Here is a 26,820-nt window from a genome sequence, read left to right as displayed (position 1 = left end):
GGAGCCACGATGACCCAAGCCACGCCCAACCGGCCGTTCAGCGAGCTCGCGCTCTCGCCGGCGGTGCTCGCCAATCTCGAGCAGCTCGGCTACACCGAGATGACGCCGATCCAGGCCGCCAGCCTGCCGCTGGCGCTGGCCGGCCAGGACCTGATCGCGCAGGCCAAGACCGGCAGCGGCAAGACCGCCGCCTTCTCGCTGGCGCTGCTCTCGCGCCTGGACACGCGCCGCTTCGACGTGCAGGCGATGATCCTGTGCCCGACGCGCGAGCTGGCCGACCAGGTCGCGCAGGAAATCCGCCGCCTCGCGCGCGCCGAGGAGAACATCAAGGTGCTGACGCTGTGCGGCGGTACGCCGATGCGTCCTCAGGCCGCCAGCCTGGAGCACGGCGCGCATATCGTGGTCGGCACGCCGGGCCGCATCATGGACCACCTCGAACGCGGCACGCTCGCGCTCGGCGCGCTGAACACGCTGGTGCTCGACGAAGCGGATCGCATGCTCGACATGGGCTTCTTCGACGATATCGCGACCGTCGCGCGGCAATGCCCGACCGAGCGGCTCACCCTGCTGTTCTCGGCCACCTATCCCGAAGGCATCACCAAGCTGAGCCGGCAGTTTCTTCGCAATCCGAAGGAGATCAAGCTGGCCGAGCAGCACGACGCGCGCAAGATCCGCCAGCGCTTCTACGAGGTGACCGAGGACGAGCGTCTGCACGCGGTGGGCCAGTTGCTGAATCATTACCGGCCGGCCAGCACCATCGCGTTCTGCAATACCAAGCAGCAGTGCCGCGACCTGCTCGACGTGCTGAGCGCGCAGGGCTTTCATGCGCTCGCGCTGCATGGCGAGCTGGAACAGCGCGAGCGCGACCAGGTGCTGATCCAGTTTGCGAACCGCAGCTGCTCGGTGCTGGTCGCCACCGACGTGGCCGCGCGCGGGCTCGACATCGCCCAGCTCGAGGCGGTGATCAACGTGGACGTGACGCCCGACCCCGAGGTGCACGTGCACCGGATCGGCCGCACCGGCCGCGCCGACCAGGAAGGCTGGGCGCTGAGCCTGGCCAGCATGAACGAGATGGGCCGCGTGGGCGGCATCGAGCAGGCCCAGGGGCGCGAGGTGGAATGGCAGCCGCTGGCCTCGCTCACGCCTGCCAGCAACGAGCCGCTGCTGCCGCCGATGGAGACGCTGCAGATCCTCGGCGGGCGCAAGGAGAAGATCCGGCCCGGCGACGTGCTCGGCGCGCTGACCGGCGATGCGGGCTTCCAAGGCTCGCAGATCGGCAAGATCAACGTGACCGAGTTCTCGACCTACGTGGCGGTGGAGCGCAGCGTGGCGCACGAGGCGCTGCGCAAGCTCAATGGCGGCAAGATCAAGGGGAAGAAGGTCAAGGTGCGGTTGATGGACGAGTGAGGATGGTCGTGGGGTGCCGCGGTGGAAGCTGCGGCATCTCGACCATGTCTAGGGTTTCCGCTCGTCAACGCAGGGGCGATCAGTTGATCTAGACTGCTCAAGTCAAGCTTCACGACATCGCAGCGTCGACTCGTCTCTTACGTCAGCGGCTCGCCATGTAATCAACAATGTATTGATAAATTTCCGGATAAGTTAAGACTGCGAACAACTAGGATTATGGCTTTTCGGAGGCCAATCCATGAGAAGAAAAATCGCGGTCGCAGGCGACGCGCTTTCGAGCGGCGGGACAATCAGCACTTACAAAGCTTCGCGATGCACGTTTGACGGCCATCAAGTCGCCTTGATTGGAGGCGAGGCGTTCTGCACCGCGTGTCGATGCACTGGAATCATCGCAAAGGCTGGCGGCCCCTATCGCCTATTCTTCATGGGCGAAACGACACTGGATGGCGACGTCGTACGATGCCAGTGCCCCGTCCCTCCGCGCATCGTTGCATCGCTTGGCGGCGACTCATGGTGCGACGACCAGTCCGGCAGCAATCGAATGCAGGCATCGCCTGTTTCCACAGCAAGCGGCACTGCGTCGGTCGAGAACCTAGGCTATGACGAGCAAGTCAAGGTCATGGGACATCGTGTGGAAGGCCTTCCTTACTACATCGAAACAGAAGACGGCAAAACCAATGCAGGGCGGATCGGACCGGATGGCATCTTGCCACGCATTTCCACCGGCGACAAACCCGGCTCATACATCGTGTATTGGGGTGACGACGCGCTCGCGAAACAGCACGGGGGAAGGTAGTGATGCCGCATACCAAACACGCCAGCATCACGTCCAATGACGTGCCGAACTCGCAAAAAGGAGTCGTGGTTCCGGCAATCACATTTCAGGAGCTTTGGAATAACTTTCCGTCGGGTGATCCTTATGATGATCCCGCATACACGAATCAATGCGCCATCCGCATCAGCGTGATGTTGCACCGCGTGGGGGTCGACATGAAATCCTTCAATGCCAAAACCGTCCACCCGATGACGGGGACAATGACAATCGGACGCATTTTGCTCGACGGAAAACCAACCGCAACACGTGCCGAGGAACTCGGAACGTGGTTGCAACTTCAACCGTTTGCTGGTTTGCCAAAGGCCGAGAAGATTACCGGAGCAGACTGGGCGTCGAAGATCAGGGGGCGCACCGGTATCATTCAATTTTCCGGCTGCTGGGCACGCAACGGAGAAACCTCGTCAGGCGCAACAGGCGGGCACATAGATCTGTGGAACGGCTCCCGCTTGACGGTCAGCGGATTTTGGAGCGGCTTCGCAACGTGGGGACGATACCTTGGAGTTTCGTCCTTCCGGCAACAGGCAAGCATATTCCCGAGAGCCGCATACTCCGATCTCGCCGGCGCGAAGCAAATCCTGTTTTGGGAAATCAAGTGAAACGACTCGCGGTGTCACTGGGTGGTTTGCTGTTCGGGCTGCTCGTCACATGGGCTTTCTTCTACGCATTCAGCCGTCTCCACTGGCATGGCGGATCCGGGCACGTCGCGACCGGCTGCAGCGAATTGGGAAAGTGTCCTATTCCGTGGTGGAGCGTGCCGCTGGTGATTGGCTACCTCTGCGGCCCGGCAATCGCGTTTTGCCTGCTCAACACGGTCGCCTGGCGACGTTGGTCAGCCCGGAAATGGGTTGGTGGAGGAGCGGTCATTCTCGTCTTCACGGCAGTTTTGTACGTCACCGACAGCTTAATGAAGCAATCCACCTGAATCGTGCATCCGCTCGAGTTCGCTGCACGGTGAGCACGGACGACAAAGTAATCAAGCGCTCGACCCGAGCCTCGTCGCAACGATCGGAGCGCTCACTCCACACTCACCTCACCAAGGCAGCGTCTCGCCGAACCGATCGACGAAACGCAAGCCCGCCTTGCCGCGATTGCTTTCGACCATCTCCACCACCTTCGGGATGCTCTCCTCGATCGACAGGCTCGCCTCCTCCCCGCCCATCTCCGTGCGCACCCAGCCCGGCGCCACCAGCAGCACCGCGCGCCGATTGCCGGGACGATGCGCGAGATGGCACTTGACCAGCATGTTCAGCGCCGCCTTGCTCGCGCTGTAGAGATCCCAGCCGCCCGGGTTGTTGGCGATGCTGGCGAGTTCGGAGGACATGATCGCGATCGTGCCGTCGGGCTCGACGCCATCCTCCAGCCCCTCGATCAGCCGCGCCGGGCTGAACGCATTGACACGCATCATCTCCAGGAAATCGGCTTCGGGCGCATTGCCCGGCGTCAGCCCGATCGAGCGCGCGATCCCCGCATTGACGAACAGGATGTCGAGCCGGCGCGTGCCCAGCCGTTCGCGCAGCAGGCGCGCGCTGTCGGCATCGGCCATATCGATGCCGGTCTCGATCGCGAGCGTATCGGGATGACGCGCGCGCAGCGCGTCGAGCGCCGGCGACGGGCCGCGCACGGTCGCGATCACGCGTGCGCCGCGCCGGCAATATTCCTCGGCCAGCGCGAGCCCGAGCCCGCGCGATGCGCCGACGATCAGAACGGTGGATGCCTTGCTCATGTGATGTCCTCCCTGGCGGAACGACGGTTGCGGGCGCAACCGCCCCGGCATGGCCGGAATCACGATTGTGCGGCGGCACGCGCGGGCCGGCCATGCCGCGCAAGTCATCGCCGTCATGACGAATCGTCAGGCAAGGCGCCGCGCCTCACGCTCGATACACGCGAGAAGCAAAAACCAGGCACCAAGAAAAATGCCGTCGCCACGCAGGAAGCGCGACGACGGCCGAAGGACGGCCCGCCTGGACGGGCCATCGAGGATGTGAAGCTCGGAGAACCGCGCGGGGCGGCAGCTCACGCCGCCCCGTGATACCTCGCTCAGAAGCGCGTGATGATGCCCGCGCCGACGGCGACCTGGCTGCGCGACGAGGACGGCGCGCTGTTCTGGCCGTCGCCGATGTCGGCGGTCGCGTTGATGATGCTGCCGCCCAGGGCCAGCGTCTGGCCGCCCGCGCGCTGATACGCTTCCAGCAGGTAGAAGCCGGTGCGCTTGGACATGCTGTAGTACTGCGACAGGTTGAACTGGTGGTAGTACGCCGCGTGCTGCACGCCGTTGGCGAGCGTGGCGCGCGTGTAGCTATAGCCAGCGGCGAGGTCAAGCGTCGGGATCGGCTTGAAGTGCAGCACCGCGCCGGCCGTGTTGAAGATCGCGGTGTTTGCGAACTTCGAGCCCGAGCCCGGGATGTATTGCACGTTCGAGTACGAGGCCGTCACGTCCCACTGCGAGTTGAAGGTCCAGCCACCGGTCACGGCCAGGCGCTGCTGCGCGGCAGCGAACTGGTAGCCGTTGTTGATGCCGGAGACGCTCGGCTCGGCGCCGTTGTTCGATGCCGTGGAGTTCGCGCCCCAGGCACCGCCGCCCGACGTCGAATTGTTCAGGCGCATGAAGCCGACCGCGATGCCCGCGGGGCCGACCGCGTAACGTGCGCCCACGCTCCAGGTCGAGCCGGCGTTGACGCTGCCCGGCGTGCCGCCGAACGCGTACGAACCGCCGAACGTGAAGCCGTAGTACGTCGGCGACATGTAGACCAGCGAGTTGTTGACGCGGTAGGTCGTGTCCAGGGAGTCGATATCACCCGGGTGCGCGCCGTATGCGCCCGTCAGCCAGGTGGTCGGGCTGTACGGCGAAAGCAGCGTGTAGTACGCGGTGTACTGGCGGCCGGCCGTGAACGTGCCCAGGCGGGCGTCCTGCAGACCGACATAAGCCTGGCGATTGAACATCAGGCCCGAGACCGCTTGCGCGCCGGTGGCGCTGTTGAAGCCCTCTTCCAACTGGAAGATCGCCTTCAGGCCGCCGCCCAGGTCCTCGGCACCCTTCAGGCCGAAACGGCTGCCGGCCCAGATGCCGTTGATCATCTTGACGACCGATTTGCCGCCTGCCGTCGAACCCAGCGAGGTCTGGCTGCTTTGCCAGCCGATACCCGTGTCGACGATACCGTACAGCGTCACGCTGCTTTGCGCGTACGCGACGCCCGCGGTCAGGCCGGTGAGCGTAGCTGCCGCCACCATGATGCGTTTCTTCATTGCGTCCCCTCTGTTTCCAAAGCCTGCACCCCGCAGGCAGATACGATCGCTTGTCAGCCGCGCCGCGAGTCGACGGCGACTGGTCTCCAAATGAAGAGCCTTGTCCGCGTACTTGTGGAGCCCCTCATCTAGTCAGACATCCTATAACGATCGCAATAAATCCAACAATGCAGAATTTCAGATTCCTAGGGAAATCTCTGTGTCATTTATGTTGAAACCTGCACTTGACAGTGTGGACTCATTTAACAACTCATTGATTATTATCGATATTTTATTTCTTTCATTTTTAATTCATAAGCTTTCCGCAATATTCCGTGTAATGTTGCCGTCCTCGGACAACGCGTGCCATTTTTTGGGATTATGCAGACGAAAGGTGAGATGTATGACCAGTTAGGCACCAGCCCCGCCGGCCGGGGCCGGGCGGCGCGATCCCGCCCTCACGGACCCAACGATATCGGGCGCCGGCCGTGCATCATTTTGTTCTCGATTCGACAGCTTTCGATTATTACGAAAGGATCTTGCAATGCGCCGGGAAGAGGAACCGGTTCTTTCCCGAGCCGACGGAATCGCCGCGATCAGCGTTGGTCGGCCGTCTCGGCCATCAGCATCTCGAGGAAGGCCGCCGGCGCGGGATCGAGCCCTTCGGTGACGTCGCCCGCCGCGGCCGCCGCGTGCGTGACCACCAGTTCCCAGCACAGCTCGGCGCGTTCGAGCCGCACGCAGGCCAGCATCTCGGGGCGGCGCACCACGATGTCCTCGGGCAGCAGGGCGATGCCCAGGCCCTGGCAGACCAGGTCGAGCAGCGTGTCCAGGTCGCCGATCTCGAAGGCCACGCGCCGCTGCAACCCGGCTTCGGCGAAGCCGCGATCGACCAGCCGGCGCGTGCCCTGCCCCGGCACGAAATCGACGAAGGCCTCGCGCGTGAGCCGCGCGAGCGGCACCGAGCCGGCCGAGGCGAGCGGATGGTCGCGCCCGCAGGCCAGCACCATCTCGTCGCAGGCGATGATGTGCGATTCGAGCCGTTCGTTGCGCTCCTCGATCGGCAGGATCGCCAGGTCGAGCTCGCGCGCGCCCACCTTCTCGTTCAACTCCAGCGCGCCGCCCTGCACCAGCCGCACCTCCACGCCCGGATGCGCCTGGTAGAAGCGCGACAGCAGGCCCGGCAGCTCGAGGAACTGCGGCAGGCTCTGCACCGTGCCGATCGAGAGCTTGCCGCGCCGCACCGAGGTGATGTCGGCCACTTCCAGGCCGGCCCGATCGAGGATGTCGAGCGCGCGGCGCGCGCTGTCGAGGAACACCGCGCCGGCCGCCGACAGGCTCACGCGGCGCGTGGTGCGCACCAGCAGCTTGGCGCCCAGTTCCTCTTCCAGCAGACGAATCGAGGTCGACAGCGCCGACTGGACGATATGGCAGCGTTCGGCGGCGCGCGTGAAGTTCGCCTCCTCGGCGACGGCTACGAAATGGCGAAGTTGTCTCAGTTCCACGGCGTTCCCAGGTGTTCCGGCACGGGCCGCGCGGCGAGCGGCCCGTCATGCATCGATCGACGTGAATTATGGCAAACATTCGGGCCGGCGACCGGCCCTGCCGCCGGCCGGGATGTCGAGGCCAGACCGTTAGTTGCCCTGCGCGCCAGGCTAAGCGCCCCCAGCGCGCAAGCGCTACAATCCCGCGCCTGAGCACTCCAAGACGAGCCCCGGTTTTGACTGACTTCGAGCAGGGTTTCATCCTGACCCGTCACTGGCGGGACACGGCCGCCGGCGTCGAGATCGAATTCTGGCTCGCCACCGGCCAGGGTCCGCGCCGGGTGCGCCTGCGTCCGCAGGAATCGGTCGCGTTCCTGCCCGTCGAGCAACGCGAGGCGGCCGAGCGCCTGCTGGCCGGCGAGAGCGGCGTGGAATTGCGCCCGCTCGCGCTGCACGACTTCCGCCGGCGCCCGGTGCTGGGCCTCTACTGCAAGCGCCACCGGCATCTCGGCGCCCTGCAGAAACGGCTCGCGCGCGAAGGCGTCGATCTCTACGAAGCCGACATCACGCCGCCCGATCGTTACGCGATGGAGCGCTTCATCACCGCGCCGGTTCGCTTTCGCGGCACGCCGGCGGGCGAGGCGCTGCTGGTCGACGCCGAACTGAAGAGCGAGAGCGACTACCGCCCGGCGCTGCGCTGCGTCTCGCTCGACATCGAGACCAGCGCGCGCGGCGAACTCTATTCGATCGCGCTCGAAGGCTGCGGGCAGCGCGACGTGTTCATGCTCGGCCCGGCCAACGGCGACGCCGCCGGGCTAGAGCTGAACCTGGTCTATTGCGAGACGCGCCCCGCGCTGCTCGAACGGCTCAACGCCTGGTTCGCCGAACACGATCCCGACGCGATCATCGGCTGGAACCTGATCCAGTTCGACCTGCGCGTGCTGCACGCGCACTCGCAGGAATTCGGCGTGCCGCTGCGCCTGGGCCGCGACGGCAGCGTGCTCGACTGGCGCGCCCACGGCCAGCAGCCCGACCACTTCTTCGCGGGCGCTGCCGGGCGGCTGATCATCGACGGCATCGACGCGCTGAAGTCGGCCACCTGGACCTTCCCCTCGTTCAGCCTCGAATACGTCTCGCGCACGCTGCTCGGCGAGGGCAAGGCGGTCGACAATCCCTATGCGCGCATGGACGAGATCCAGCGCCGCTTCGACGAGGACAAGCCCGCGCTCGCGCACTACAACCTCAAGGACTGCGAACTCGTCACGCGCATCTTCGCCAAGACCGACCTGCTGTCCTTCATGCTGGAGCGCGCCACCGTCACGGGGCTCGCGGCCGATCGCACCGGCGGCTCGGTGGCCGCCTTCACACACCTGTACCTGCCGCGCATGCACCGGCTCGGCTACGTGGCGCCGAACCTCGGCGACGTGACCGGCCAGAACAGCCCCGGCGGCTTCGTGATGGATTCGCGGCCCGGCCTCTACGATTCGGTGCTGGTGCTCGACTACAAGAGCCTCTATCCCTCGATCATCCGCACCTTCCTGATCGACCCGGTCGGGTTGGTGGAAGGCCTGGCCCAGCCCGACGACGCGCATTCGGTGCCGGGCTTCCTGGGCGCGCGCTTCTCGCGCAGCCGGCACTGCCTGCCCGACATCGTGCGGCGCGTCTCGGAAGGCCGCGACCTGGCCAAGCGCCAGCGCAACGCGCCGCTCTCGCAGGCGCTCAAGATCATCATGAACGCCTTCTACGGCGTGCTCGGCTCCTGGGGCTGCCGCTTCTTCGACCCGCGTCTGGCCTCCTCGATCACCATGCGCGGCCACGAGATCATGCATCGCACGCGCGAGCTGATCGAGGCGCAAGGCTACGAGGTGATCTACGGCGACACCGATTCCACCTTCGTGTGGCTGCGCGAGGCGCACCGGGACGGCGAGGCCGAGCGCAAGGGCCGCGCGATCGTCGCGCACGTGAACGACTGGTGGCGCACGCACCTGCGCGAGCGCTTCGGACTCGACAGCGCGCTGGAGCTGCAATACGAGCGCCACTACCTGCGCTTCCTGATGCCCACCGTGCGCGGCGCCGAGGAAGGCAGCAAGAAGCGCTACGCGGGCCTCGCGCTCGGCGCCGACGGCGGCGAGGACGTGGTGTTCAAGGGCCTGGAGACGGTGCGCACCGACTGGACGCCGCTCGCGCAGCAGTTCCAGCGCGAGCTCTACACGCTGGTGTTCCGTCGCGAGCCCTACCAGGACTTCATCCGCGAGACGGTGCGCCGCGTGCTGGCCGGCGAGCTCGATGCCGAGCTGGTCTATCGCAAGCGCGTGCGCCGGCCGCTGGCCGAGTATCAGCGCAACGTGCCGCCCCACGTGCGCGCGGCGCGCACCGCCGACGAGTACAACCGCGAGCTGGGCCGGCCGCTGCAGTACCAGCGCGGCGGCTGGATCAGCTACGTGATGACCACCGCCGGCCCGGAGCCGCTGGAGACCATGCGCTCGCCGATCGACTACGCGTTCTACCTGAGCCGGCAACTGCAGCCCGTCGCCGACGGCATCCTGCCGTTCCTGAAGGACGATTTCGAAACGGTGATCTCGGGGCAGGGGCAGCTCTTTTCGTTCTGAGGACGGCGAGCCGCGCCCGTCGATGTCCGTCGATAGCGACATTGCCGGATTGTCGCCGCCGGCAGGCCAATCTGTTTCCCCCGCAACGGTTTATCCGCGCCGCCGCAATCGCGATACTGTCGAACATCCGCCGTGCCGTGACGGCGCGCGCCATCGACCGCGCCAACCGTCCCGCCCCGGCCTTCCCTCACGACAGGTCATGCCATGCTGACGAGACACGCGATCGAAACCGGCGCCTACCGCCAACAGTTCGAGGCGATGCCGGGGCTCTGGACGCCCGAGCGCATCGACGCTTCATTGGATGCCACGCTGCGCGAGCGGCCGGCCGGCGCCGACGAAGTCTGGGTGTTCGGCTATGGATCGCTGATCTGGAATCCCGCCATCGAGTTCGCCGCGCATCGCGTGGCCCGGCTGGAAGGCTGGCATCGCAGCTTCTGCCTGCGGATGCTGGCCGGCCGCGCCGGTTGCGAGCGCCCGGGGCGCATGCTCGCGCTGGAGCCCGGCGGAGAAACCACCGGCATCGCGCTGCGCCTGCATGCCGAGCGCCTGGTCGACGAGCTGCGGCTGGTGTGGATCCGCGAGATGGTGCTCGGTTCGTATCGGCCGACCTGGGCCAAGGTCCGGCTCGACGACGGCAGCGACGCGCATGCGATCGCCTTCGTCGCCGACCCGAGCCGCGAGCAATACGAGCGCGACGCCTCGGTGGCCACGGCCGCGCCGCTGATCGCGCAAGCAGCCGGGCCGATCGGCAGCAATGCCGATTACCTGTTCCGCCTGCAGGCGGCGCTACGCGAGCACGGCATCGGCGATGCCTATGTCGATGCGCTGGCCGAGGCGGTGGCGCGCGCGCAGCGCGGCGCCGGGCAGCGCGATGCGATGAGCGTGCCGGGCGGGCGATGACATCCGGCCGTCATGTCATCGCGCCGATACGAAGCCCCGGATCGCTACACGGAATCCTGCGTCGCGATGCTCTGCAACGCTAATCGATTCGTTGTCGTTTTCATCCGGGTAATACGTCGCGAGAAAGTCGAAACCGCGTGGAGCATTGATGAGCTTGCGCACGCAACCGTTGAACCGGCCGCCCAATAAGCTCCGGGTGATATCGCAAGGAAAACGCGCCAAGAACCGACGCTGCGAAAAAGAGTCGGGACGCCGCCACGACGTGGCGGGCATCCCTGGCCCCCTGGGTGACATCGGGAGGAGATGATGAGGGTTGACCACACATTACCGGCTCGCGCGTAGCCTGAACAGCAGCCCGTCACGAAATCTCAATTCGGCTGCGGCGAACAACGCGCCGCCACCGCCCTATCGCTTCCGCCCCGCCACCGAGAAACGCAGCACGGTTTCCTCGTGCAGCGTCTGCCCCGGCTTCAGCTCCGTGGTCGGAAACGCCGGATGATTCGGCGAATCGGGGAAATGCTCGGCCTCGAGCGCGAACGCATCGGTCTGCCGGTAAGCATGGCCCGAGGCGCCCACCGCGCTGCCGTCCAGCGAATTCGCCGAGTAGAACTGCAGTCCCGGCTGCGTGGTATCCACGCTCAGCACGCGGCCGCTGCGCGGATCGCGCACGCTGGCGGCAAAGGCCGGCGTGCTCGGCCCGCCCGCGTCGAGCACCCAGTTGTGGTCGTAGCCGCGCGCATACACCATCTGCTCGAAATCGGAACGCAGGTGCTTGCCGATCGGCGTGGGCTTGCGCAGGTCCAGCGGCGTGCCTTCCACCGAGGCCAGTTCGCCGGTGGGGATCGAGGTCCGATCGGTCGGCGTGTAGCGCGAGGCCGCGATGCGGATCTCCTGGTCCTCCACGCTGCCGCTGCCCTCGCCGGCCAGGTTGAAGTAGGTGTGGTTGGTCAGGTTGACCACCGTGTCCTTGTCGGTGCTCGCCTCGTAGACGATATGCAGCGCGTTGTCGTCGGTGAGCCGGTAGGTGACGTGAACCGTCAGCGTGCCGGGGAAGCCGTTCTCGCCGTCGGGGCTCACGTAGCTCAGCTCGACGCCCGCGCCATCCTTGCCGCCGTCGAGCGGCTTCGCGCTCCAGACCTTCGAATCGAAACTGTCGGGCCCGCCGTGCAGCGTGTTGGGCGCGTTGTTGATCGGCAGCTTGTAGGTCTGGCCGTCGAGCTGGAACTGGCCGCCGGCGATGCGGTTCGCGTAGCGGCCGATCAGGGCGCCGAAATGGATGTTGCCGTTGTAGGCCTCGTAATCCTTCAGCGAGGCGAAGCCGAGCACGATATTGGCGGACTTGCCATGCCGGTCCGGCACCTCGATCGCGGTGATCACGCCACCGTAGTTGATCAGCTTGACGGTGGTGCCGCGCGCGTTCCTCAGCGTGTACTCGGTGACGGGCTTGCCGTCCTTGGTGGTGCCGTAAGGCGCCTGGCTCAGCGTGGCGGCCGGCGCGAGCGAGGCGGCCAGCAGGCCTGCCGCGAACAGCGCGCAGGCTGCCAGGCGCGGCGGATGCAGGGGAGACGATCTCATCGGGGTACCTGTTCCTCTCGGATAGGGTGGGAAGGATCGTCGGCCGGCGCGGCATACGACATGGCTTGCCGCGGGTGCTTCACAGGCCGACGCGATGGCGCTACGTTCTGCATGCGGCTCGGGAGTGTCGACGATTGTAATCGTATGAGGGTTGCAGCGACAATCGAGGCGCGTCGTGCCGGTCGCCTCCGCGAGCGCTGATCCGCGCGACACGCCAGGACGCAATTCCGATGCCCGACCCGCCGCGCGCGCCGCCTTGCGTGCACGGCCCACCACGCGGCCCCGAGCCGCAAAGGACAGCGAGCCATGCCCCGCACCATCGCCGAAAAACGCGCCGCGTTCCGCCAACTCCACGAAAGCGGCTGTTTCCTGCTGCCCAATCCCTGGGACGCCGGCACCGCGCGCTACCTGGAGAGCGCCGGCTTCCAGGCGCTGGCCACCACCAGCTCCGGTTTCGCCTGGTCGCAGGCGCATGCCGACAACACGCTGTCGCGCGAGGCCGTGCTCGCCCACCTGCGCGCGATCGTGCAGGCCACCGACTTGCCGGTGAATGCCGACTTCGAGAACGGCTTCGGCGCCACGCCCGAGGATGTCGCGCAAAGCGTCGGGCTGGCGGTGGAAACCGGCGTGGCGGGCCTGTCGATCGAGGATTCGACGGGCGACGCGAGCGGCTCGCTGTTCCCGATCGAGGTGGCGGTGGAGCGCGTGGCCGCCGCGCGGCGCGCGATCGATGCCAGGGGCGGCGATACGCTGCTGGTGGCGCGCGCCGAGAACTTCCTCGCCGGCACGCCCGACCTGGACGACGCGATCGCGCGGCTGCGCGCCTATTCGGCGGCCGGCGCCGATTGTCTCTACGCGCCCGGCATTCGCACGCGCGGGCAGATCGAGGCGGTGGTGATGGCGGTGGCGCCCAAACCCGTCAACGTGCTGGTCGGCACGCCGCTCGAATTCACGCTGGCCGACCTGGCCGCGCTCGGCGTGCGGCGCGTGAGCGTCGGCGGGGCGCTGGCGCGCGCGGCCTGGGGCGGCGTCATGGCCGCCACGCAGGCGCTGGTGGAGGGACGCTTCGATGGTTTCGCGGGGATTCCGGCGGGCGGGAAGCTCAATGAGGTGTTCGAGCGGAAGTAAGCCCGACCGCCCCCGCTTCAGGTATCCATGATCGGCCGCAGCAGCGCCTGCCCTTCATAGAGAAATCGCAGGTAACGCTCGCGGATCTCCGCGAGCGACAGCGAGGACACCTGCGTGGTGATGGTCAGGCTCGCGCGCATCTGTCCATGGCGATCCGTCAGCGGCACGCCGAGGATGCGCATGCCGACCTCGTATTCCTGGTCCAGCTCCGCGTAACCCTGCTCGCGGATCGCCGAGATCACGGCCTTGATCTCGGCGATATCGGTGCGCGTGTAGGGCGTCAACGCCTGCCGGTCGACGCGCGCCAGGTAGGCATCCACCTCCTCGTCGCTCAGCGAGGCCAGCCAAAGCCGGCCGCTGCCGGTGCAGTACATCGGCAGCCGCCAACCCTGCCGCATCGACAGCGAGGACACGTTCATCACGCGGCTGCGCACGATATGCACCACCTCGTCGCCGTCGCGCACGGCCACCGATACATGCTCGCGCGTCTCCGCCGCCACCTTCTCGACGATCGGCCGCATCATGCGCGGCAGCCGCGCCGATTCCACGTAGGCCTGGCCGATCCGCAGGTTCTTGGCGGTCAGCCAGTAGTAGCGGCCATCGGTTTCCGCGTAGCCGTCATGCACCAGGGTCAGCAGGAAGCGCCGTGCCGCGCTGGTGCTCAGGCCGGCGCGGGCGGCCGCCTCGGGCACCGTCAGCCGCGGCGTCTGGTCGTTGAACAGCAGGATCAGGGCGAGCCCTTTCTGCAATCCCGCGATCAGGTCGCGTTCATGGATGAGGGGTTGTTTCATCAGAGGATTATTCAGGGGCAGGCACGAAGTCGCTACGGCAATGCGATTATCGCAATGCCGATTCGCTCATCGCAATATTTTCGATTCTTCGCCGTTGCTGCCGCCAGGGCGCCGGTCGCACCATAAGCGCCATGTTCCTCATGGATTCCGGTGCACCTCAATGATTCGCGGTACGACCGAACTGGTGGCCATCGTCGGCTCCCCCATCGCCCAGGTGAAATCGCCGCAGAACTTCAACGGCTGGTTCGAGCGGCACGGCAAGGATGCCTCGATGATCCCGATCGACCTCGACGGCGGCTCGCTCGATCACTTCATCGATGCGATGCGCGCCTGGCGCAACCTGCGCGGCTGCGTGGTCACGGTGCCCTACAAGCAGCAGGTGGCGCCGCGCCTGGACGCGCTGAGCCTGCGCGCCGAGGCATTGGCCTGTGTCAACGTGATCCGTCGCGAGGCGGACGGCAGGCTGGTGGGCGACAACGTCGACGGCGACGGCTTCCTCAACGCCGCGCGCGGCCACGGCTTCGAGCCGGCCGGCGCGCGGGCGCTGGTGATCGGCGCGGGCGGGGTGGGCAGCGCGATCGCCTGGGCGCTCTGCGAGCAGGGCGCGGCGTCGGTGACGGTGGTCGACATCGACGCGCCGCGCGCGCGCCGCCTGCGCGAGCTGCTGGCCCGGCATCATCCCGGCACCGACATCGAGCCGCACTTCGATACGCTGGCGCCGTTCGAGCTGGTGGCGAACGCCTCGCCGGCCGGCATGGAAGGTTACGCACCGCTGCCACTGGAAGCGATCACGCTCGCCACGCTGCGCCCCGCCACGCTCGTGGCCGACGTGGTCACCGCGCCCGAGGTCACGCCCTTTCTCGAACTGGCGCGCCGCGCCGGCTGCCCGATCCAGACCGGCGCCGAGATGGCGCTGGCGCAGTTCGGCAACCTGGGCGCGTTCATGAACGTCACGCCGCTGGAGGTCTGAGCGGCACAGGCTGCGAACCCGGCCGCCCAAGGCGAGCCGGGACGCTTTCATCCACCAGGATGACATTCCAATATTAATCAGGAGACCGGATCGATGAACGACCGACACATCACATTCACACCCAGCGCCGGGCAGACCCGGCGCGCCACGGCGAGCGGCTGGATCGGCTCGGCGCTGGAATACTACGACTTCTTCATCTACGCGCAGGCCGCGGCGATGGTGTTCCCGCAGTTGTTCTTCCCGCACGGCAACCCCAAGCTGGCGATCGTCGCCTCGCTGGCCACCTACGGCGTGGGCTACGTGGCGCGTCCGATCGGCGGCTTCCTGCTGGGCCGGCGCGGCGACACGCACGGCCGCAAGCACCTGCTGCTGCTGTGCATGTTCCTGATGGGCGCCTCGACCTTCGCGGTGGGCCTGCTGCCCACCTACGGGCAGATCGGCATCGCCGCGCCGATCCTGCTGGTGCTGCTGCGCCTGGTGCAGGGTTTCGCGGTGGCTGGCGAGATCTCGGGCGCGAGCTCGATGATCCTGGAGCAGGCGCCGTTCGGCAAACGCGGTTATTACGCTAGCTTCGCGCTGCAGGGCACCCAGGCGGGCCAGATCTTCGCGGCCGCGATCTTCATGCCGCTGGCTTATTGGATGTCGCACGACACCTTCGTCGCCTGGGGCTGGCGCATTCCCTTCCTGCTCAGCGCGCTGGTGCTGGCGGCCGGTTTCGTGATCCGCCGCAACGTGTCGGAGTCGCCCGCCTTCGTCAATGAAGACAACCAAGGCGGCATCCCGGCCTCGCCGATCGCGGTGGCGTTCCGCGAAAGCTGGCGCGACATGATCCGCATCGCGGTGATGGCCACCGCGGCCGTGATCGCGATGGTCGCCACCATCTTCGGCGCGGCCTACGCGGTGCAGCCCGCCTACGGCATCGGCTTCGCGCCTGACATCTACCTCGCGATCCCGTTGATCGGCAATATCGTCGCCGTGATCGTGATTCCCTATGTCGGCAGGCTGTCGGACCGGATCGGCCGGCGCATTCCGGTGGTGGTCGGCTCGCTCGGCGCGGGGCTGCTGTCCTATGTCTATCTCTACGCGATCAGCGCGCACAACGCGCCGCTGGCGATCGTCACCTCGGTGCTGATGTGGGGCGTGATCTACCAGGGCTTCAATGCCGTGTTCCCGAGCTTCATGCCGGAGCTGTTCCCGACCCGCACGCGCGTCTCGGCGATGTCGATCGGCCAGAACATCGGCATGGCGCTGACCGCGCTGCTGCCCTCGCTGTTCGCCGCGATCGCGCCGCCGGGCACGCAGAACATCCCCATGCTGATCGGCACCACCACGCTGGTGATCACGGCGCTGGCCGCGCTGGCGGCCTGGACCGCGCGCGAGACCTATCGCACGCCGCTCAACGAGCTGGGCGGCAAGCCGGCCATGGCGGCCGCGCGAAGCCGCGCCGGCGCGGGCGATTCGGCCGCGGCCGCCGGCGCGCGATCGAGCTGAGCGCGCTTCAAAGGCAAGCCGCGCCGCCGGTTGCGGCGACGCGGCTTGCCGTAGCCCGGGCGGCTCGGCCTCGATGATCATCGACATGCCGCCCCGGCTCCTCACCTCCCTTCTCCGTTTCAGCGCGCCAGCAACTGCTCGCTGAGCGTCCACAGCGCCCCGGCCTGCACCGGGTCGACCGCGTAAGGCGAGACGCCCCGGATGCGCATCGCGTCGGCCATCTCGATCTCGCGCGGTGACTCGTCGCGCAGCGGCGCGACATCGACGTTCTCGCAATAGAGCCCGCCCAGTCCGTCGAGCTTCGGGCTGGTCGCGCACCAGACCTGGGTGGCCGCGCCCTGCCCGACCGTCTTCAACTGCCGCGACGGATCGCGGATCGGCTGTCCCTGTGCATCGAGCACGCCGGCCTCGATCAGTTGCTCGCGCGTGACGTGCTTGCCCAGCCCCGTCTCGACGATGCTGCCCGGATGCAGCGAGAAGGCGCGCACGCCATGCTCGCGCTCGCGCCGGTCGAGCTCGACCGCGAACAGGATGTTGGCCGTCTTCGACTGTCCATAGGCCGAGAACGGGTGATAGTCGCGCCGCTCGAAGTTCGGATCGTCGAGCGAGACATCGGCGTAGCGATGGCCGAGCGAGGACACCGATACCACGCGCGCGCCGCGCGCCGCGCGCAGCAGCGGCAGCAGCGTGGTGGTCAGCTGGAAATGGCCGAGATGGTTGGTGGCGAACTGGATCTCGTAGCCGCGCGCGTCGCGCCGCAGCTCGGGCACGGCCATGATGCCGGCGCTGTTGACGAGGATCCGCAGCGCGGGCGTGTCGGCCGCCACCGAGGCGGCGAAGGCCGCGATCGAAGCGGGATCGAGCAGGTCCATCGCGCGCACCTGCGCGTCGATGCCGGCCAGCGCCGAGCGCGCGCGTTCGACGTCGCGCGCCGGCACGATCACCCGGGCGCCGGCCTCGCGCAGCACGCGCACGGTCTCGAGGCCGAGCCCCGAATAACCGCCGGTCACCACCGCGGTGGCGCCCGACAGGTCGATGCCGGCGATCACCTCGTCGGCCGTGGAAGCGGCTCCGAATCCGGAGCCGATAGGCTGTTGCTGGTTCGACATGGCAAAAACTCATGAAGGACAGGTGGGCCCAGTGTAGGCGGCAAATCCTGTACGATGAATGGCCGAAAGTTCAGGAAACCATCGCATGCGTTCAGGAATCACCGAGGATCTGCTGTCGGACATGCTGCGCCTGGTCAGCGCGAACCCGGTGGTGGCGGGCGGTTTCTCGGCCGGCGGCCGCTGGGCGATCCGCTTCCCGAAGCCGGACAAGATCAAGTTCTTCGCGCTGGTGAAGGGCGGCTGCTGGCTGCTGATCGACGGCTGGGCCGAGCCGCTGCGCGTCGAGTCCGGCGACATCTTCCTGCTCTCGGGCCAGCATGGCTTCGTGCTCGCGAGCGAGCCCGACGCGCCGCCGGTGGACGCGCTGCAACTGTTCCCCGGCAGCGCCGCGACGCGCTCGGCCACCATCGGCGACGGGCTCGACTGCCGGCAGATCGGCGGCCACGTGCGGCTCGATCCCGTCAACGGTTCGCTGCTGCTGGAGGTGCTGCCGCCGCTGATCCACATCGACGGCCGCTCCGAGCAGGCGGCCGTGCTGCAGTGGCTGCTGGCGCGCCTGGTGCGCGAGCTGGAGGCCGGCGTGCTGGGCAGCAGCCTGGCCTGCACCCATCTCTCGCAGATGATGTTCATCGAGATCCTGCGCGCCCACCTGGCGCGCGACACCGAGCTCTCGCCCGGCTGGCTGCGCGCGATCGGCGACGCGCGGCTGGCGCCGGCGCTGCGGCTGATGCACGGCGAGCCGGCGCGGGCCTGGCGCCTCGAGGAGCTGGCCGCGGCCGCCGCCATGTCGCGCACCGCGTTCGCGGTCCACTTTCGCGAGGTGGCCGGCATCCCGCCGCTGGCCTGGCTCACGCAATGGCGCATGCGCCTGGCCAAGCGCGCGCTGGCCGACGAGCAGGCGAGCGTGGCAGTGCTCGCCGAGCGGCTCGGTTATGCCTCGGAAAGTGCCTTCAGCAGCGCGTTCAAGCGCGTGACCGGCGTGGCGCCCAGCGCCTACCGGCGCGAAGCCGGCCGGCAAGGCGAGGACCTGACATCGGAATCGGTCGAACTCGCGTAGCGCGATGCGAGGTCGGGCAAACCAAAGGAAGAATCAGCGTGCCGCGAAAGCGGATCGACGCCGTCGGCGGCGCCCGCCGCGGGCGCCATGACTCAGAAGCGGTGCCTCAGGGACAGGCGCACGGCCACCTGGGTCGGTGTCGACGACTGCCCCAGCGTGCTGATCGCCGCCACCGCGCGATGCCCCGTCGAGTCGATTCCCGATGCGTGCTGCCAGACCCCGACCAGGTTGATGTCGGTGCGCTTGGACAGCGCATAGTCCGGGCCGAAGTCGAATTGCAGGTAGTGGGCGTCGCGCCCCTTGGTGTAGTCGGCCGATGCGCCGACCATCCATGCCGGCGTGATCTGGTAGCTCGCGTTCGCTTCGTAGCTGTTGAAGGCGGCCGTGCCCACGTTCGGCGTCGATGCCGTGCGCCGGATGTCCTGGAAGCGCGCATTGGTATAGACGAAGGCGAGCTGGGCCGCGCCGATCCGATACGACAGCGCCGCGCCGAAGATCTGCCAGACATTGGCCGACGCGTAGCCGCTGTACACCGGGCTCTTCGCCGGCGTGACGAAGCCGGTTTGCCCGGCCGCCACCGCGCTGTCGAGCACCGAGACGGCCGGGTTGTTGATGTTGTCGTAGCCGAGCGCGGCCGACAGCGGGCCATTGGCATACGACAGGCCGAGCGTATAGACGCGGCCGGAAGCGAAATCGCCCGCCACGCCGCCGGGCGCGAACATGCCGCTGGCCTGCAGCCCGGCAATGCGCGGCGTGGTGAACTTCACGCCGTTGTTGACGCGAAACGAGGAGTTCAAATCGTCGATATCGCCCGGATGCGTGCCCAGCCAGGCCCACATCCGCGTCGCCGCGATCTGGCCGATCAGCTCGGTCATCGGATCGTATTGCCGCCCCAGCGTGAGCGCGCCCCAACGCGCGTCCTGCAGGCCGACGAAGGCCTGCCGGCCGAATTCGCGTCCGCCCTGCAGGAGCTTGCCGTTCGAGGAATCGAAGCCGTTCTCGAGCGTGAACACGGCCTGCAGGCCGCCGCCGAGATCCTCCTTGCCGCGTACGCCCCAGCGGCTGCCGTTGGTCTGTCCGGTGATCGACTCGAGGTTCGAGTGGCCAGACTGGTTGTTCAGGTAGACGAAGCCCGAATCGATGAAACCATACAGCGTCACGGAACTCTGGGCATGGGCGGCACCGGCGGCGGCCAGCAGGCCGGCGCAGGCAATCAGTTTTCTGGTCATCATGAAATTTCCGGCAAGACGAAGCCCCGCGGTTCCGTCCGGGACGGCGCCGCATCGGGCTGCATCGTGTTGATCGAGGTGGGAAGGCTTGCGTGAGGGATTCAGGCCGCGTTGCCGCGTCGCTCGGATGCGTCGCGGCGCACGCCGGCCGGTGTTCGCCCGAGGCGGTCGAGGCGCCCCATCGCGAACACGCCGGCCGCGGCGACAAGCACCGGCAGGGCCGCGAAACGGAAGATCTCCGCGGGGCTCCAGTGCGCCGAATAGAGCATGCCGGCAACCAGCGGCCCGGCGATGCCGCCCAGGCGACCGATGCCCAGCGCCCAGCCCACGCCGGTGGAGCGCAGCTCGAGCGGGTAGTAGACGGCGGCCAGCGCGATCACGCTCTTCTGGCCGCCGCTGATGCAGAAGCCCGCGCAGAACACGCTGACCATCAACCACGCGACGCTGCCGGAAAACGCGCCGCCGACCAGCCAGAGAAACACGCTGCCGGCCAGGTACATGACGGTCAACGTCGCGTAGGCGCCGATCCGGTCCATCGCGAGGCCGAGCGGCACGGCCGACAGCACGCCGGCGATGGTCGGCAGCGCGGTGATCCACACCACCGTGGCCGGCGCGTGGTGCAGCCCGTTCAGCATGGTCGGCAACCAGCTCTGGATGAAATAGAACTCCGCGAGATTCAGGAAGAAGATCAGCCAGAGCAGCACGGTGCCGATCGAGGTCCGGCCGCGCACCAGCGCCGCGACGCCCGCCCTCGATTCCGCCGGCGCCTCGAAGCGGAAGCGCGCGTCGGCGGGCACCGCCAGGCGCGGAAACAGCCGCACGAACACCTTGCGCATCCTCGCGTCCGCATCGGCGCGGCGCTGCAGGAACACCGGCGATTCGGGCAGCAGCCAGGCGAGCAGCACGCTCAGCACGAGCGGCGCGATGGCGCCGACCTCCATCATCGATTGCCAGCCGAACACCGGCATCAGCACGCCGGCGGCCAGGCCCGCGACCACGAAACCGAGCGAGAAGCCGCAATAGACCAGCAGCACGAAGGTCGAGCGCAGACGCTTCGGCGCGAACTCGCAGGTCAGCGCGACCGCGCTGGGCGCCGCCGCGCCCAGGCCGATGCCGGTCAGGAAGCGCAGGCCGATCAGCTCGCTCACGCTGGTCGCGAACACGGTCAGCATGGTGAAGGCGGCGAACATCAGCGTGCTCGCGATCATCATCCGCTTGTGCCCGAAGCGCGACGACAGCGGCGCGACGGCCAGGTAGCCGACCATCAGGCCGACCAGCGCCGCCGAGAAGATGGAGCCGAGGATTTCCCTCGGCAGGTGCCAGTCATGCGAGAGGGCGGGAACGATATAGCTGATCGCCTGGGTATCGAATCCGTCGAGGAACATCAGCAGTGCGCACAGCAATACCACCATGCACTGTCCACTGCCGACCTTCTGACGTTCGATGATGTCGGCGACATCGATCGGGGGGGCCGTTGTCACGGTTGTTGTCTCCTTGGGGTTTGTTATGGTGATGAGTCGAATGCGTCGTATCGCTAATCGATTGGCGCGGTCTGGACGAAGGCGTCGCTGAAGAAATCCGCCTCGTCGAGTCCGGCCTTGGTAAAGGCTTCCTGCGCGGCCTGCACCATGGCGGGGTTTCCGCAGGCGTAAACTTCATGGCCGCCGAGCGAGCCGAAATCCTCGAGCACGGCCTGGTGCACCAGGCCGCGCCGCCCGGCCCAGCCTTCGTGCGGCGCGGACAGCACCGGCACGAAGCGCAGCCGGCCGCTGTCGTGCCACTTACGCGCGAGCGAGGCCAGGTACAGGTCGGCTTCGGTGCGAGCGCCCCAGTAGAGCGTCATCGGCCGATCGATCCTGCGTCGCAGCGCATCCTCGACGATCGATTTCACCGGCGCGAAACCGGTGCCGGTCGCGATCAGGATCGCGGGCTTGCCGGCATCCTCGCGCAGCGTGAATTCGCCGAACGGCAGCTCGATCCGCAGCTTGTCGCCCTTCTCCAGCCTGCCCAGCACCTCGCTCGAGAAGCGGCCGCCGGGGACATGGCGCACGTGCAGCTGCACGGCATCGCTCTCGTGAGGCGGATTGGCCATCGAATAATTGCGGCGCGTGCCGTCGTCAAGCTCGACCTGCAGGTACTGGCCCGCGGCGAACTTCGCGCGTACGCCGGTCGGCAGGCGCAACTGCAGGATGCTGACGTCGGCCGCCCGCGTGATGCGATAGACCGATACGTCGAGCGTCTTGCGTGCCACCGGATCGCGCTTGTCGATACGGCGCGGCGCGATCCTCAGGTCCGAAGCCGGACGCAGGCAGCAGAGCAGCACGCGCCCGGCAGGCCCCGACACGGCGCCCTGCACCGGCGAGCGCCCGCTGCCGGCGGCCAGCCCGCCCTCGCAGGTCGAACACACGCCCTTGCGGCACGAATACGGCACCGCATAGCCGGCGCGTTCGGCGGCATCGAGCACGGTCTCGCCCTCGGCGCACGGAAAGGCAATATCGCTGCCTTCGATTGAAATACAGTAGTCCAAAACAAGTCCTCGAAAATTTTTCCCGCCTCAGGCCTCGGGCGACGCGACCATGCCCGTCGCGACCAGCCGGATCGCGCCCGTCAGCGGCGCGGGATCGGCGCACAGACGCCCCGCGATGTCGAAGCCGCTGCCGTGCCCGACGCTCGAAAACACCACGCCGGCGCCCAGCGAGAGCGCGGCGCAATGGCGGCCGGCGCGCAGCTTGACCGGAATGTGCCCCTGGTCGTGATACATCGCCACGAATACATCGACGCGCGCATCGCCGAGCAGCAGGTCGGCGCCCTGCGGGCCGACCACCTCGATGCCATCCTCGCGCAGGGCGAGCGCCACCGGCTCGGTGATTTCGATGTCCTCGCGCCCGAACAGCCCGCCCTCGCCCGCATGCGGATTGATGCCCATCAGCCCGACCACCGGACGCGCGACGCCCATGCGCTGCAGCGCGGCCACCGCCGCGCGGGCGGCCCGCTCGACGTGGTGGCGGCTGAGCCGGGCCAGCGCCGGCACGATGCCTTCATGCAGCGTGGCATGGACGATGCGCAGCCCGCCGCCGACCAGCATCAGGTAGACGTCGTCGGCCGGCAGGCCGGCCCGCCCGGCGAGGAAGCCGGGATATCCCGCGAACTTCACGCCGGACGCGTGGATCGCCGTTTCCGAATGCGGGCAGGCGATCACCGCGTCGGCATGCCCGTCGCGGGCGGCGTCGATCGCGGCCGCGGCATAGGCGAGCGTCGCCGTGCCGGCTTGCGCGGCGATCGTGCCCGGCGAAAACGCGTCGCGCGGCAAGGACGGCACGTCGACGACGTCGATCACACCCGCCTCGGCCGGCGGCAAGGCGTCGATCGCGACCGCGCGCGCCCGCGCCTGCGGCGCGCAGGCTCGCGCATACCAGTCGATCACGTGGCGATCGCCGAACAGCACGAGCCGGGACGGGCTCGGCGCAAGCGCGGCACGCACCGCGATTTCCGGGCCGATGCCGTTCGGGTCGCCGATCGCGAGCGCAACGATGGAGACGCGCGTCATAGCGGCAGCGCCAGCAAGGTATCGATGCGGGAGCTGTCGCAAACGACGATCCGTTCGCGCAGCTTCACGCCCGAGTCGGTGACGGCGTAGATATCGCAATAACGCCCCGTCGCGAACAGGTCCGTGCTGCCGTCGCGCATCACGCGCGCCACCACGAACGAGGTTTCGCTGCGCGCCTCGCCGCCGTCGGCCGAGACGACATAGGGCTGGCCGAGCAGATGCCGATAAGCGTGGCGCTCGTAGATATTGGCGTCGCGCAGGGACGCGACGCGATCGGCCAGCATGCCGCGCGAGGCCGCGTAGATCATCGCGCCCGGCATGCCGCGCCGATGATTGTCGGCGGTGGTGACCTTGTAGGTGCACTCGGCGGTGAAGAAGTCGGGCCATTGCGCGAGATCGCCGTCGTCGATGCAGCGCACGTATTCGGCCTGTGCCCGGGCGATGGCCTGATGGATGTCCAGTGCTGCCATGCTCAATATCCCATTGCGTTGCGATAGGCTTTCCAGAAGCCCCGGATCGATGCCTCGGTAACGCGGCTCGAGCTGCTTTCGGCATCGTCGCCGCCCATTTCGAGCACCGAGCGGCACTCGCTGGCACCCTCGATGCCGCGCTGCACGAAGCCGCCGACGCAGCCGTCCTCCATCGAGACATAACCGGCCGGCCCCACGAGGTTCGACTGGCGCAGCCGCATTTCCCGCAGCTCGGGCGTGTCGTCCTCGAAGCCGAGGTAGGTCCAGTTCAGCTCGGTCTGGCGCGTGCCGCGCGGCAGGATCTGGCGCACCGCGATCGCGTTCTGGATCTGCTGCAGCACGAAACCGGGGAATACCGAGAGAATCTGCAGGGTCACGCCGTCGCCGAATTCGTCGACGCCCTGGAGCACCGAGGTGTCCTCCAGCCGATGCTCGCTTTCCGAGCGGATGTTTTGCTCGGCGTAGTCGTTGCCTGCCGGCTGCGCTTGCGCGGCCTCGGCGGCCGCGGCGTGGTCGACGGCCGAATAACTGACGTGATGGCCGCCGCTCGGGTCGACGATGATGCCGCCGCGCTGCGACAAGCGATTCAGCTGGAACGTGGTGAAGAACAGATGCAGGATGCTGGCATGGTAGGAATCCTTAACGTTCTCGAAATAAAGCTTCCAGTTGTTCGGCAGCATCTGCGTGAAACGGCCGAGCACCACCGGCGAACGATTGTCCAGCACGCGCGCGATCCGTTCGACGATCTCCTCGCCGAGATACTCGTCGAGCGGCGCCACGTCGTCGGAAAAGCTGCCGAACACCAGCCCGTGCAGGGTCGCCACGCGCAGCTTGCGCAGGCCGTGGTCGCCGGTGCAGAAGTCCGGCTTCATGCCGCCCTTGCCGTCGATGCCGTCCTTGAAGGCGACGCCCACCAGGTCGCCTTGCAGGTTGTAGGTCCAGGCGTGATAGACGCAGCTGAAATCCCTGGCGTTGCCCTGGTCCTCCAGGCAGACCAGCGCCCCGCGGTGCGCGCAGCGGTTCTCGAATGCATAGAGTTCGCCGTCGGTATCGCGCGTCACCACCACCGGCGCGTCGCCGACGAAGGTGCTGCGGAAGTCGCCCGGGTTCGGCACCTCGGTCTCGAGGCAGAGAAAGCTCCAGTTCGGGCCGCGGAAAATCGCTTCCTGCTCGTCCGCGTAAACGGCTTCGTCCTGGAACACCTGGTAGGGCACGCGGGTGAGGCCCTCCTCGGGCCACGCGACGCTGGCGCGGCGCGCCAGCTTGATGGGGATGACGTTCAAGTGCTTCGCTCCATGTATTGCGGGAACTGCCGGCGGGGTTCGACGGGCGTCGACACCTCGCATGGCGCCGATCGATTCCGTTGACAGCTCCGATTCGATGTGTTCGAATACCGTACGTTGTTCGATATTTGATTCAATATGACATCCACCACAGAAGCTGTCAACGGTCGGGAAGGGGCCTTGTCGTCCTCGGAGGACGACAACGCGAGCGGCGGCGCCCGCGCCAAGGAGGGGATGGGCGGGCTCGCGAAGGGCCTCGCGATCATCGAGGCCTTCAACGCGTCCACCACGCGCATGACGGTTTCGGACGCCGCGCATCTCGCGGAATTGAGCCGGCCGGCCGCGCGACGCTGCCTGCTGACGCTGGTCGATCTCGGCTATCTCGCGCACGACGGCAAGTTCTTCACGCCCTTGCCGCGCATGCTGCGGCTCGGCGGCGCCTACCTGAGCACCTCCTCGCTGCCGCAGATCGCCCAGCCACTGCTTGCCGACGCGCGCGACAGCCTGCAGGAGTCGATCTCGCTGGCGGTGCTCGACGAGGGCTATTCGGTATTCGTGGCGCGTGCCGAGGCGGTGCGCATCGTCTCGACGGGCGTGAAGCTCGGCGGGCGCCTGCCCGCCTATTGCTCGGCAACCGGGCGCGTGCTGCTCTCGGGCATGTCGGACGAGGCGATCCGCGCCTCGCTCGACAGCGTGCCGATGAAGCGCCTCACCAGCCGCACGCTCGTCAGCCCCGAGGCGGTGCTGAAGGCGATCCACCGCGCCGCCGAACAGGGTTATGCGGTCAGCGACCAGGAGCTCGAGTTCGGCATGTCGGCGCTGGCGGTGCCGGTGAAGAACCGCGCCGGCGTGGTGGAGGCGGCGATCAGCGTGAGCGTGTTCTCGGGCCGCGTCGACATGGCGACGCTCGAAGGCAGCTTCCTGCCCGCGCTGCAAGCCACCGCGAAGCGGCTCGAACGCTCGCTCTGATCGAGCCGTCGCGTGCAGGGTGCTGGCCGGCCCGTCAAGCAGGTCGATGGGCTGGCGCCTCGCCCGTGCCGCCAGACAGGCTCACGGCCTCGTGATCCCCTCGCACGGCTATTGGTGGGTATTGCTGGTCCCCTATCTCGCGTTGCCGGTGCGCAGCGCGATCGCCGCGCTGCTGATAAACGGCGCCGGCGTCTGGCCAGTGCAGATCCTCGACGGCATCGGCGCTGATCGTGCGGCTGCTGCAAGGCACCGGGCGCGTCAATGTCGGGCAGGGGGCGGTGGCCACCGCGCAAGGCGTGGGCGCGGCGCTGAGCCCCGTGCTGGGCGGGGTGCTCGCGCAGCACTTCGGTTATGCCAGCGCGTTCGTGGTGCTGGGCGCCGTGTCGCTGGGCTCGCTTGCGCTGTGACTGTGGCATGGCGGGGCCTTGCGGGAGGCTTGCGGCACGCCGCCGGCGCACGACGACGCCGAGCGCGACATGACGACGACCGATTCGTAGCGCGAGGCGGCTCCATAGGCAGGTAAGCGTTGCCGGCCTGGACGATTCGGTATACAAAGCAATCCATCACACCCACGCTGCCAGATCGAAGCCGAGAATCGCATGCGCCCCGACCGCCGGTGCCGTTCCGTTTCGTCGCGTTCCGCCCCACGTTCTTCTCGCTTGCCGGAAGACGGCACGCTACCTGCCTCCGCTCCGGATGCAAGTGCCCGCTATGCGGCATTTGCCGATTTCCCGGGCGCGACGG

The 26,820-nt window shown here is 67.5% G+C and carries 24 protein-coding genes; 12 read left to right on the top strand and 12 right to left on the bottom strand.

Annotated elements, in window-relative coordinates; genetic code table 11:
* The first annotated feature begins 9 nt into the window (after positions 1–9).
* From dbpA to BM43_RS40470, 4 genes are all read left to right on the top strand, one after another.
* Positions 10–1,407, top strand: coding sequence for an ATP-dependent RNA helicase DbpA (dbpA, locus tag BM43_RS15285; protein ID WP_036054872.1), 1,398 nt, complete (start codon positions 10–12; stop codon positions 1,405–1,407).
* Positions 1,408–1,645: 238 nt separating this feature from the next.
* The gene (locus tag BM43_RS38900) at positions 1,646–2,203 is read left to right on the top strand and encodes a PAAR domain-containing protein (RefSeq protein ID WP_080742108.1); all 558 of its coding nucleotides are present in this window, start codon (positions 1,646–1,648) and stop codon (positions 2,201–2,203) included.
* A 2-nt stretch (positions 2,204–2,205) separates the two neighbouring features.
* The gene (locus tag BM43_RS38895; protein ID WP_080742107.1) at positions 2,206–2,838 is read left to right on the top strand and encodes a type VI secretion system amidase effector protein Tae4; all 633 of its coding nucleotides are present in this window, start codon (positions 2,206–2,208) and stop codon (positions 2,836–2,838) included.
* Positions 2,835–3,164, top strand: a complete 330-nt coding sequence (locus BM43_RS40470; RefSeq protein ID WP_124083605.1) for a hypothetical protein — start codon at positions 2,835–2,837, stop codon at positions 3,162–3,164. Before BM43_RS38895 ends, BM43_RS40470 begins: the two co-directional genes overlap by 4 nt.
* A gap of 108 nt (positions 3,165–3,272) precedes the next feature.
* Here BM43_RS40470 and BM43_RS15280 read toward each other — a convergent pair whose 3' ends face one another.
* From BM43_RS15280 to BM43_RS15270, 3 genes are all read right to left on the bottom strand, one after another.
* The gene (locus BM43_RS15280; protein WP_036054875.1) at positions 3,273–3,965 is read right to left on the bottom strand and encodes an SDR family NAD(P)-dependent oxidoreductase; all 693 of its coding nucleotides are present in this window, start codon (positions 3,963–3,965) and stop codon (positions 3,273–3,275) included.
* Positions 3,966–4,279: 314 nt separating this feature from the next.
* Entirely contained in the window at positions 4,280–5,485 is a 1,206-nt protein-coding gene (locus tag BM43_RS15275; RefSeq protein ID WP_036054878.1) for a porin, read from the bottom strand.
* Positions 5,486–6,060: 575 nt separating this feature from the next.
* Positions 6,061–6,969, bottom strand: coding sequence for a LysR family transcriptional regulator (locus BM43_RS15270; protein WP_013689000.1), 909 nt, complete (start codon positions 6,967–6,969; stop codon positions 6,061–6,063).
* Positions 6,970–7,184: 215 nt separating this feature from the next.
* On the opposite strand from BM43_RS15270, the gene BM43_RS15265 reads away from it, so the two are divergent.
* Positions 7,185–9,557, top strand: coding sequence for a DNA polymerase II (locus tag BM43_RS15265; protein ID WP_036054881.1), 2,373 nt, complete (start codon positions 7,185–7,187; stop codon positions 9,555–9,557).
* Positions 9,558–9,761: 204 nt separating this feature from the next.
* On the top strand, positions 9,762–10,457 hold the full coding sequence (locus tag BM43_RS15260) for a gamma-glutamylcyclotransferase (RefSeq protein WP_036054883.1): 696 nt from the start codon (positions 9,762–9,764) through the stop codon (positions 10,455–10,457).
* Between the two features lie 405 nt (positions 10,458–10,862).
* Here BM43_RS15260 and BM43_RS15255 read toward each other — a convergent pair whose 3' ends face one another.
* Positions 10,863–12,032, bottom strand: coding sequence for an aldose epimerase family protein (locus tag BM43_RS15255; RefSeq protein ID WP_036054886.1), 1,170 nt, complete (start codon positions 12,030–12,032; stop codon positions 10,863–10,865).
* 306 nt (positions 12,033–12,338) lie between these two features.
* Between BM43_RS15255 and BM43_RS15250 the strand changes: the two genes are divergently transcribed.
* Complete coding sequence (locus BM43_RS15250) at positions 12,339–13,160, top strand: isocitrate lyase/PEP mutase family protein (RefSeq protein WP_036054888.1); 822 nt, start codon at positions 12,339–12,341, stop codon at positions 13,158–13,160.
* A 17-nt stretch (positions 13,161–13,177) separates the two neighbouring features.
* On the opposite strand, the gene BM43_RS15245 is transcribed toward BM43_RS15250, so the two are convergent.
* Positions 13,178–13,951 carry an IclR family transcriptional regulator domain-containing protein gene (locus BM43_RS15245; protein ID WP_036032791.1) on the bottom strand — a complete coding sequence of 258 codons (774 nt, stop codon included), beginning with the start codon at positions 13,949–13,951 and terminating at the stop codon, positions 13,178–13,180.
* Between the two features lie 160 nt (positions 13,952–14,111).
* Here BM43_RS15245 and BM43_RS15240 point away from each other — a divergent pair, with 160 nt between their 5' ends.
* Positions 14,112–14,921 (top strand): shikimate dehydrogenase family protein, encoded by an 810-nt coding sequence (locus BM43_RS15240; protein ID WP_036054890.1) that lies wholly within the window; start codon positions 14,112–14,114, stop codon positions 14,919–14,921.
* A gap of 93 nt (positions 14,922–15,014) precedes the next feature.
* Entirely contained in the window at positions 15,015–16,412 is a 1,398-nt protein-coding gene (locus BM43_RS15235) for an MFS transporter (RefSeq protein ID WP_080742106.1), read from the top strand.
* Between the two features lie 119 nt (positions 16,413–16,531).
* Here BM43_RS15235 and BM43_RS15230 read toward each other — a convergent pair whose 3' ends face one another.
* Positions 16,532–17,521 carry an SDR family NAD(P)-dependent oxidoreductase gene (locus BM43_RS15230; protein WP_036054892.1) on the bottom strand — a complete coding sequence of 330 codons (990 nt, stop codon included), beginning with the start codon at positions 17,519–17,521 and terminating at the stop codon, positions 16,532–16,534.
* Between the two features lie 85 nt (positions 17,522–17,606).
* Here BM43_RS15230 and BM43_RS15225 point away from each other — a divergent pair, with 85 nt between their 5' ends.
* A complete protein-coding gene (locus BM43_RS15225; RefSeq protein ID WP_052409174.1) occupies positions 17,607–18,578 on the top strand; it encodes an AraC family transcriptional regulator in 972 nt (323 codons plus the stop codon).
* Positions 18,579–18,670: 92 nt separating this feature from the next.
* Here the strand turns inward: BM43_RS15225 and BM43_RS15220 are convergent, their stop codons facing one another.
* The 6 genes from BM43_RS15220 to BM43_RS15195 form a co-directional block, all read right to left on the bottom strand.
* Positions 18,671–19,810, bottom strand: a complete 1,140-nt coding sequence (locus BM43_RS15220) for a porin (RefSeq protein ID WP_230676376.1) — start codon at positions 19,808–19,810, stop codon at positions 18,671–18,673.
* A gap of 98 nt (positions 19,811–19,908) precedes the next feature.
* The gene (locus tag BM43_RS15215) at positions 19,909–21,288 is read right to left on the bottom strand and encodes an MFS transporter (RefSeq protein ID WP_042285240.1); all 1,380 of its coding nucleotides are present in this window, start codon (positions 21,286–21,288) and stop codon (positions 19,909–19,911) included.
* Between the two features lie 53 nt (positions 21,289–21,341).
* Positions 21,342–22,334 carry a 2Fe-2S iron-sulfur cluster-binding protein gene (locus BM43_RS15210; RefSeq protein ID WP_036054896.1) on the bottom strand — a complete coding sequence of 331 codons (993 nt, stop codon included), beginning with the start codon at positions 22,332–22,334 and terminating at the stop codon, positions 21,342–21,344.
* 27 nt (positions 22,335–22,361) lie between these two features.
* Positions 22,362–23,354 (bottom strand): PdxA family dehydrogenase, encoded by a 993-nt coding sequence (locus BM43_RS15205; RefSeq protein WP_036054898.1) that lies wholly within the window; start codon positions 23,352–23,354, stop codon positions 22,362–22,364.
* Positions 23,351–23,824, bottom strand: coding sequence for an aromatic-ring-hydroxylating dioxygenase subunit beta (locus tag BM43_RS15200; RefSeq protein WP_036054901.1), 474 nt, complete (start codon positions 23,822–23,824; stop codon positions 23,351–23,353). Before BM43_RS15200 ends, BM43_RS15205 begins: the two co-directional genes overlap by 4 nt.
* Before the next feature lie 2 nt (positions 23,825–23,826).
* Positions 23,827–25,107 carry an aromatic ring-hydroxylating dioxygenase subunit alpha gene (locus BM43_RS15195; RefSeq protein WP_036054903.1) on the bottom strand — a complete coding sequence of 427 codons (1,281 nt, stop codon included), beginning with the start codon at positions 25,105–25,107 and terminating at the stop codon, positions 23,827–23,829.
* A 138-nt stretch (positions 25,108–25,245) separates the two neighbouring features.
* Here BM43_RS15195 and BM43_RS15190 point away from each other — a divergent pair, with 138 nt between their 5' ends.
* Together BM43_RS15190 and BM43_RS42715 are read left to right on the top strand one after the other, a co-directional pair.
* Positions 25,246–26,076 carry an IclR family transcriptional regulator domain-containing protein gene (locus BM43_RS15190; RefSeq protein WP_036054905.1) on the top strand — a complete coding sequence of 277 codons (831 nt, stop codon included), beginning with the start codon at positions 25,246–25,248 and terminating at the stop codon, positions 26,074–26,076.
* A gap of 230 nt (positions 26,077–26,306) precedes the next feature.
* Positions 26,307–26,483 (top strand): hypothetical protein, encoded by a 177-nt coding sequence (locus tag BM43_RS42715; protein ID WP_370448955.1) that lies wholly within the window; start codon positions 26,307–26,309, stop codon positions 26,481–26,483.
* Positions 26,484–26,820 lie beyond the last annotated feature (337 nt).

It is taken from the genome of Burkholderia gladioli, assembly GCF_000959725.1.
In the GTDB taxonomy this organism is placed as follows: Bacteria; Pseudomonadota; Gammaproteobacteria; order Burkholderiales; family Burkholderiaceae; genus Burkholderia; species Burkholderia gladioli.
This window is presented reverse-complemented; position numbering and strand designations above follow the sequence as displayed.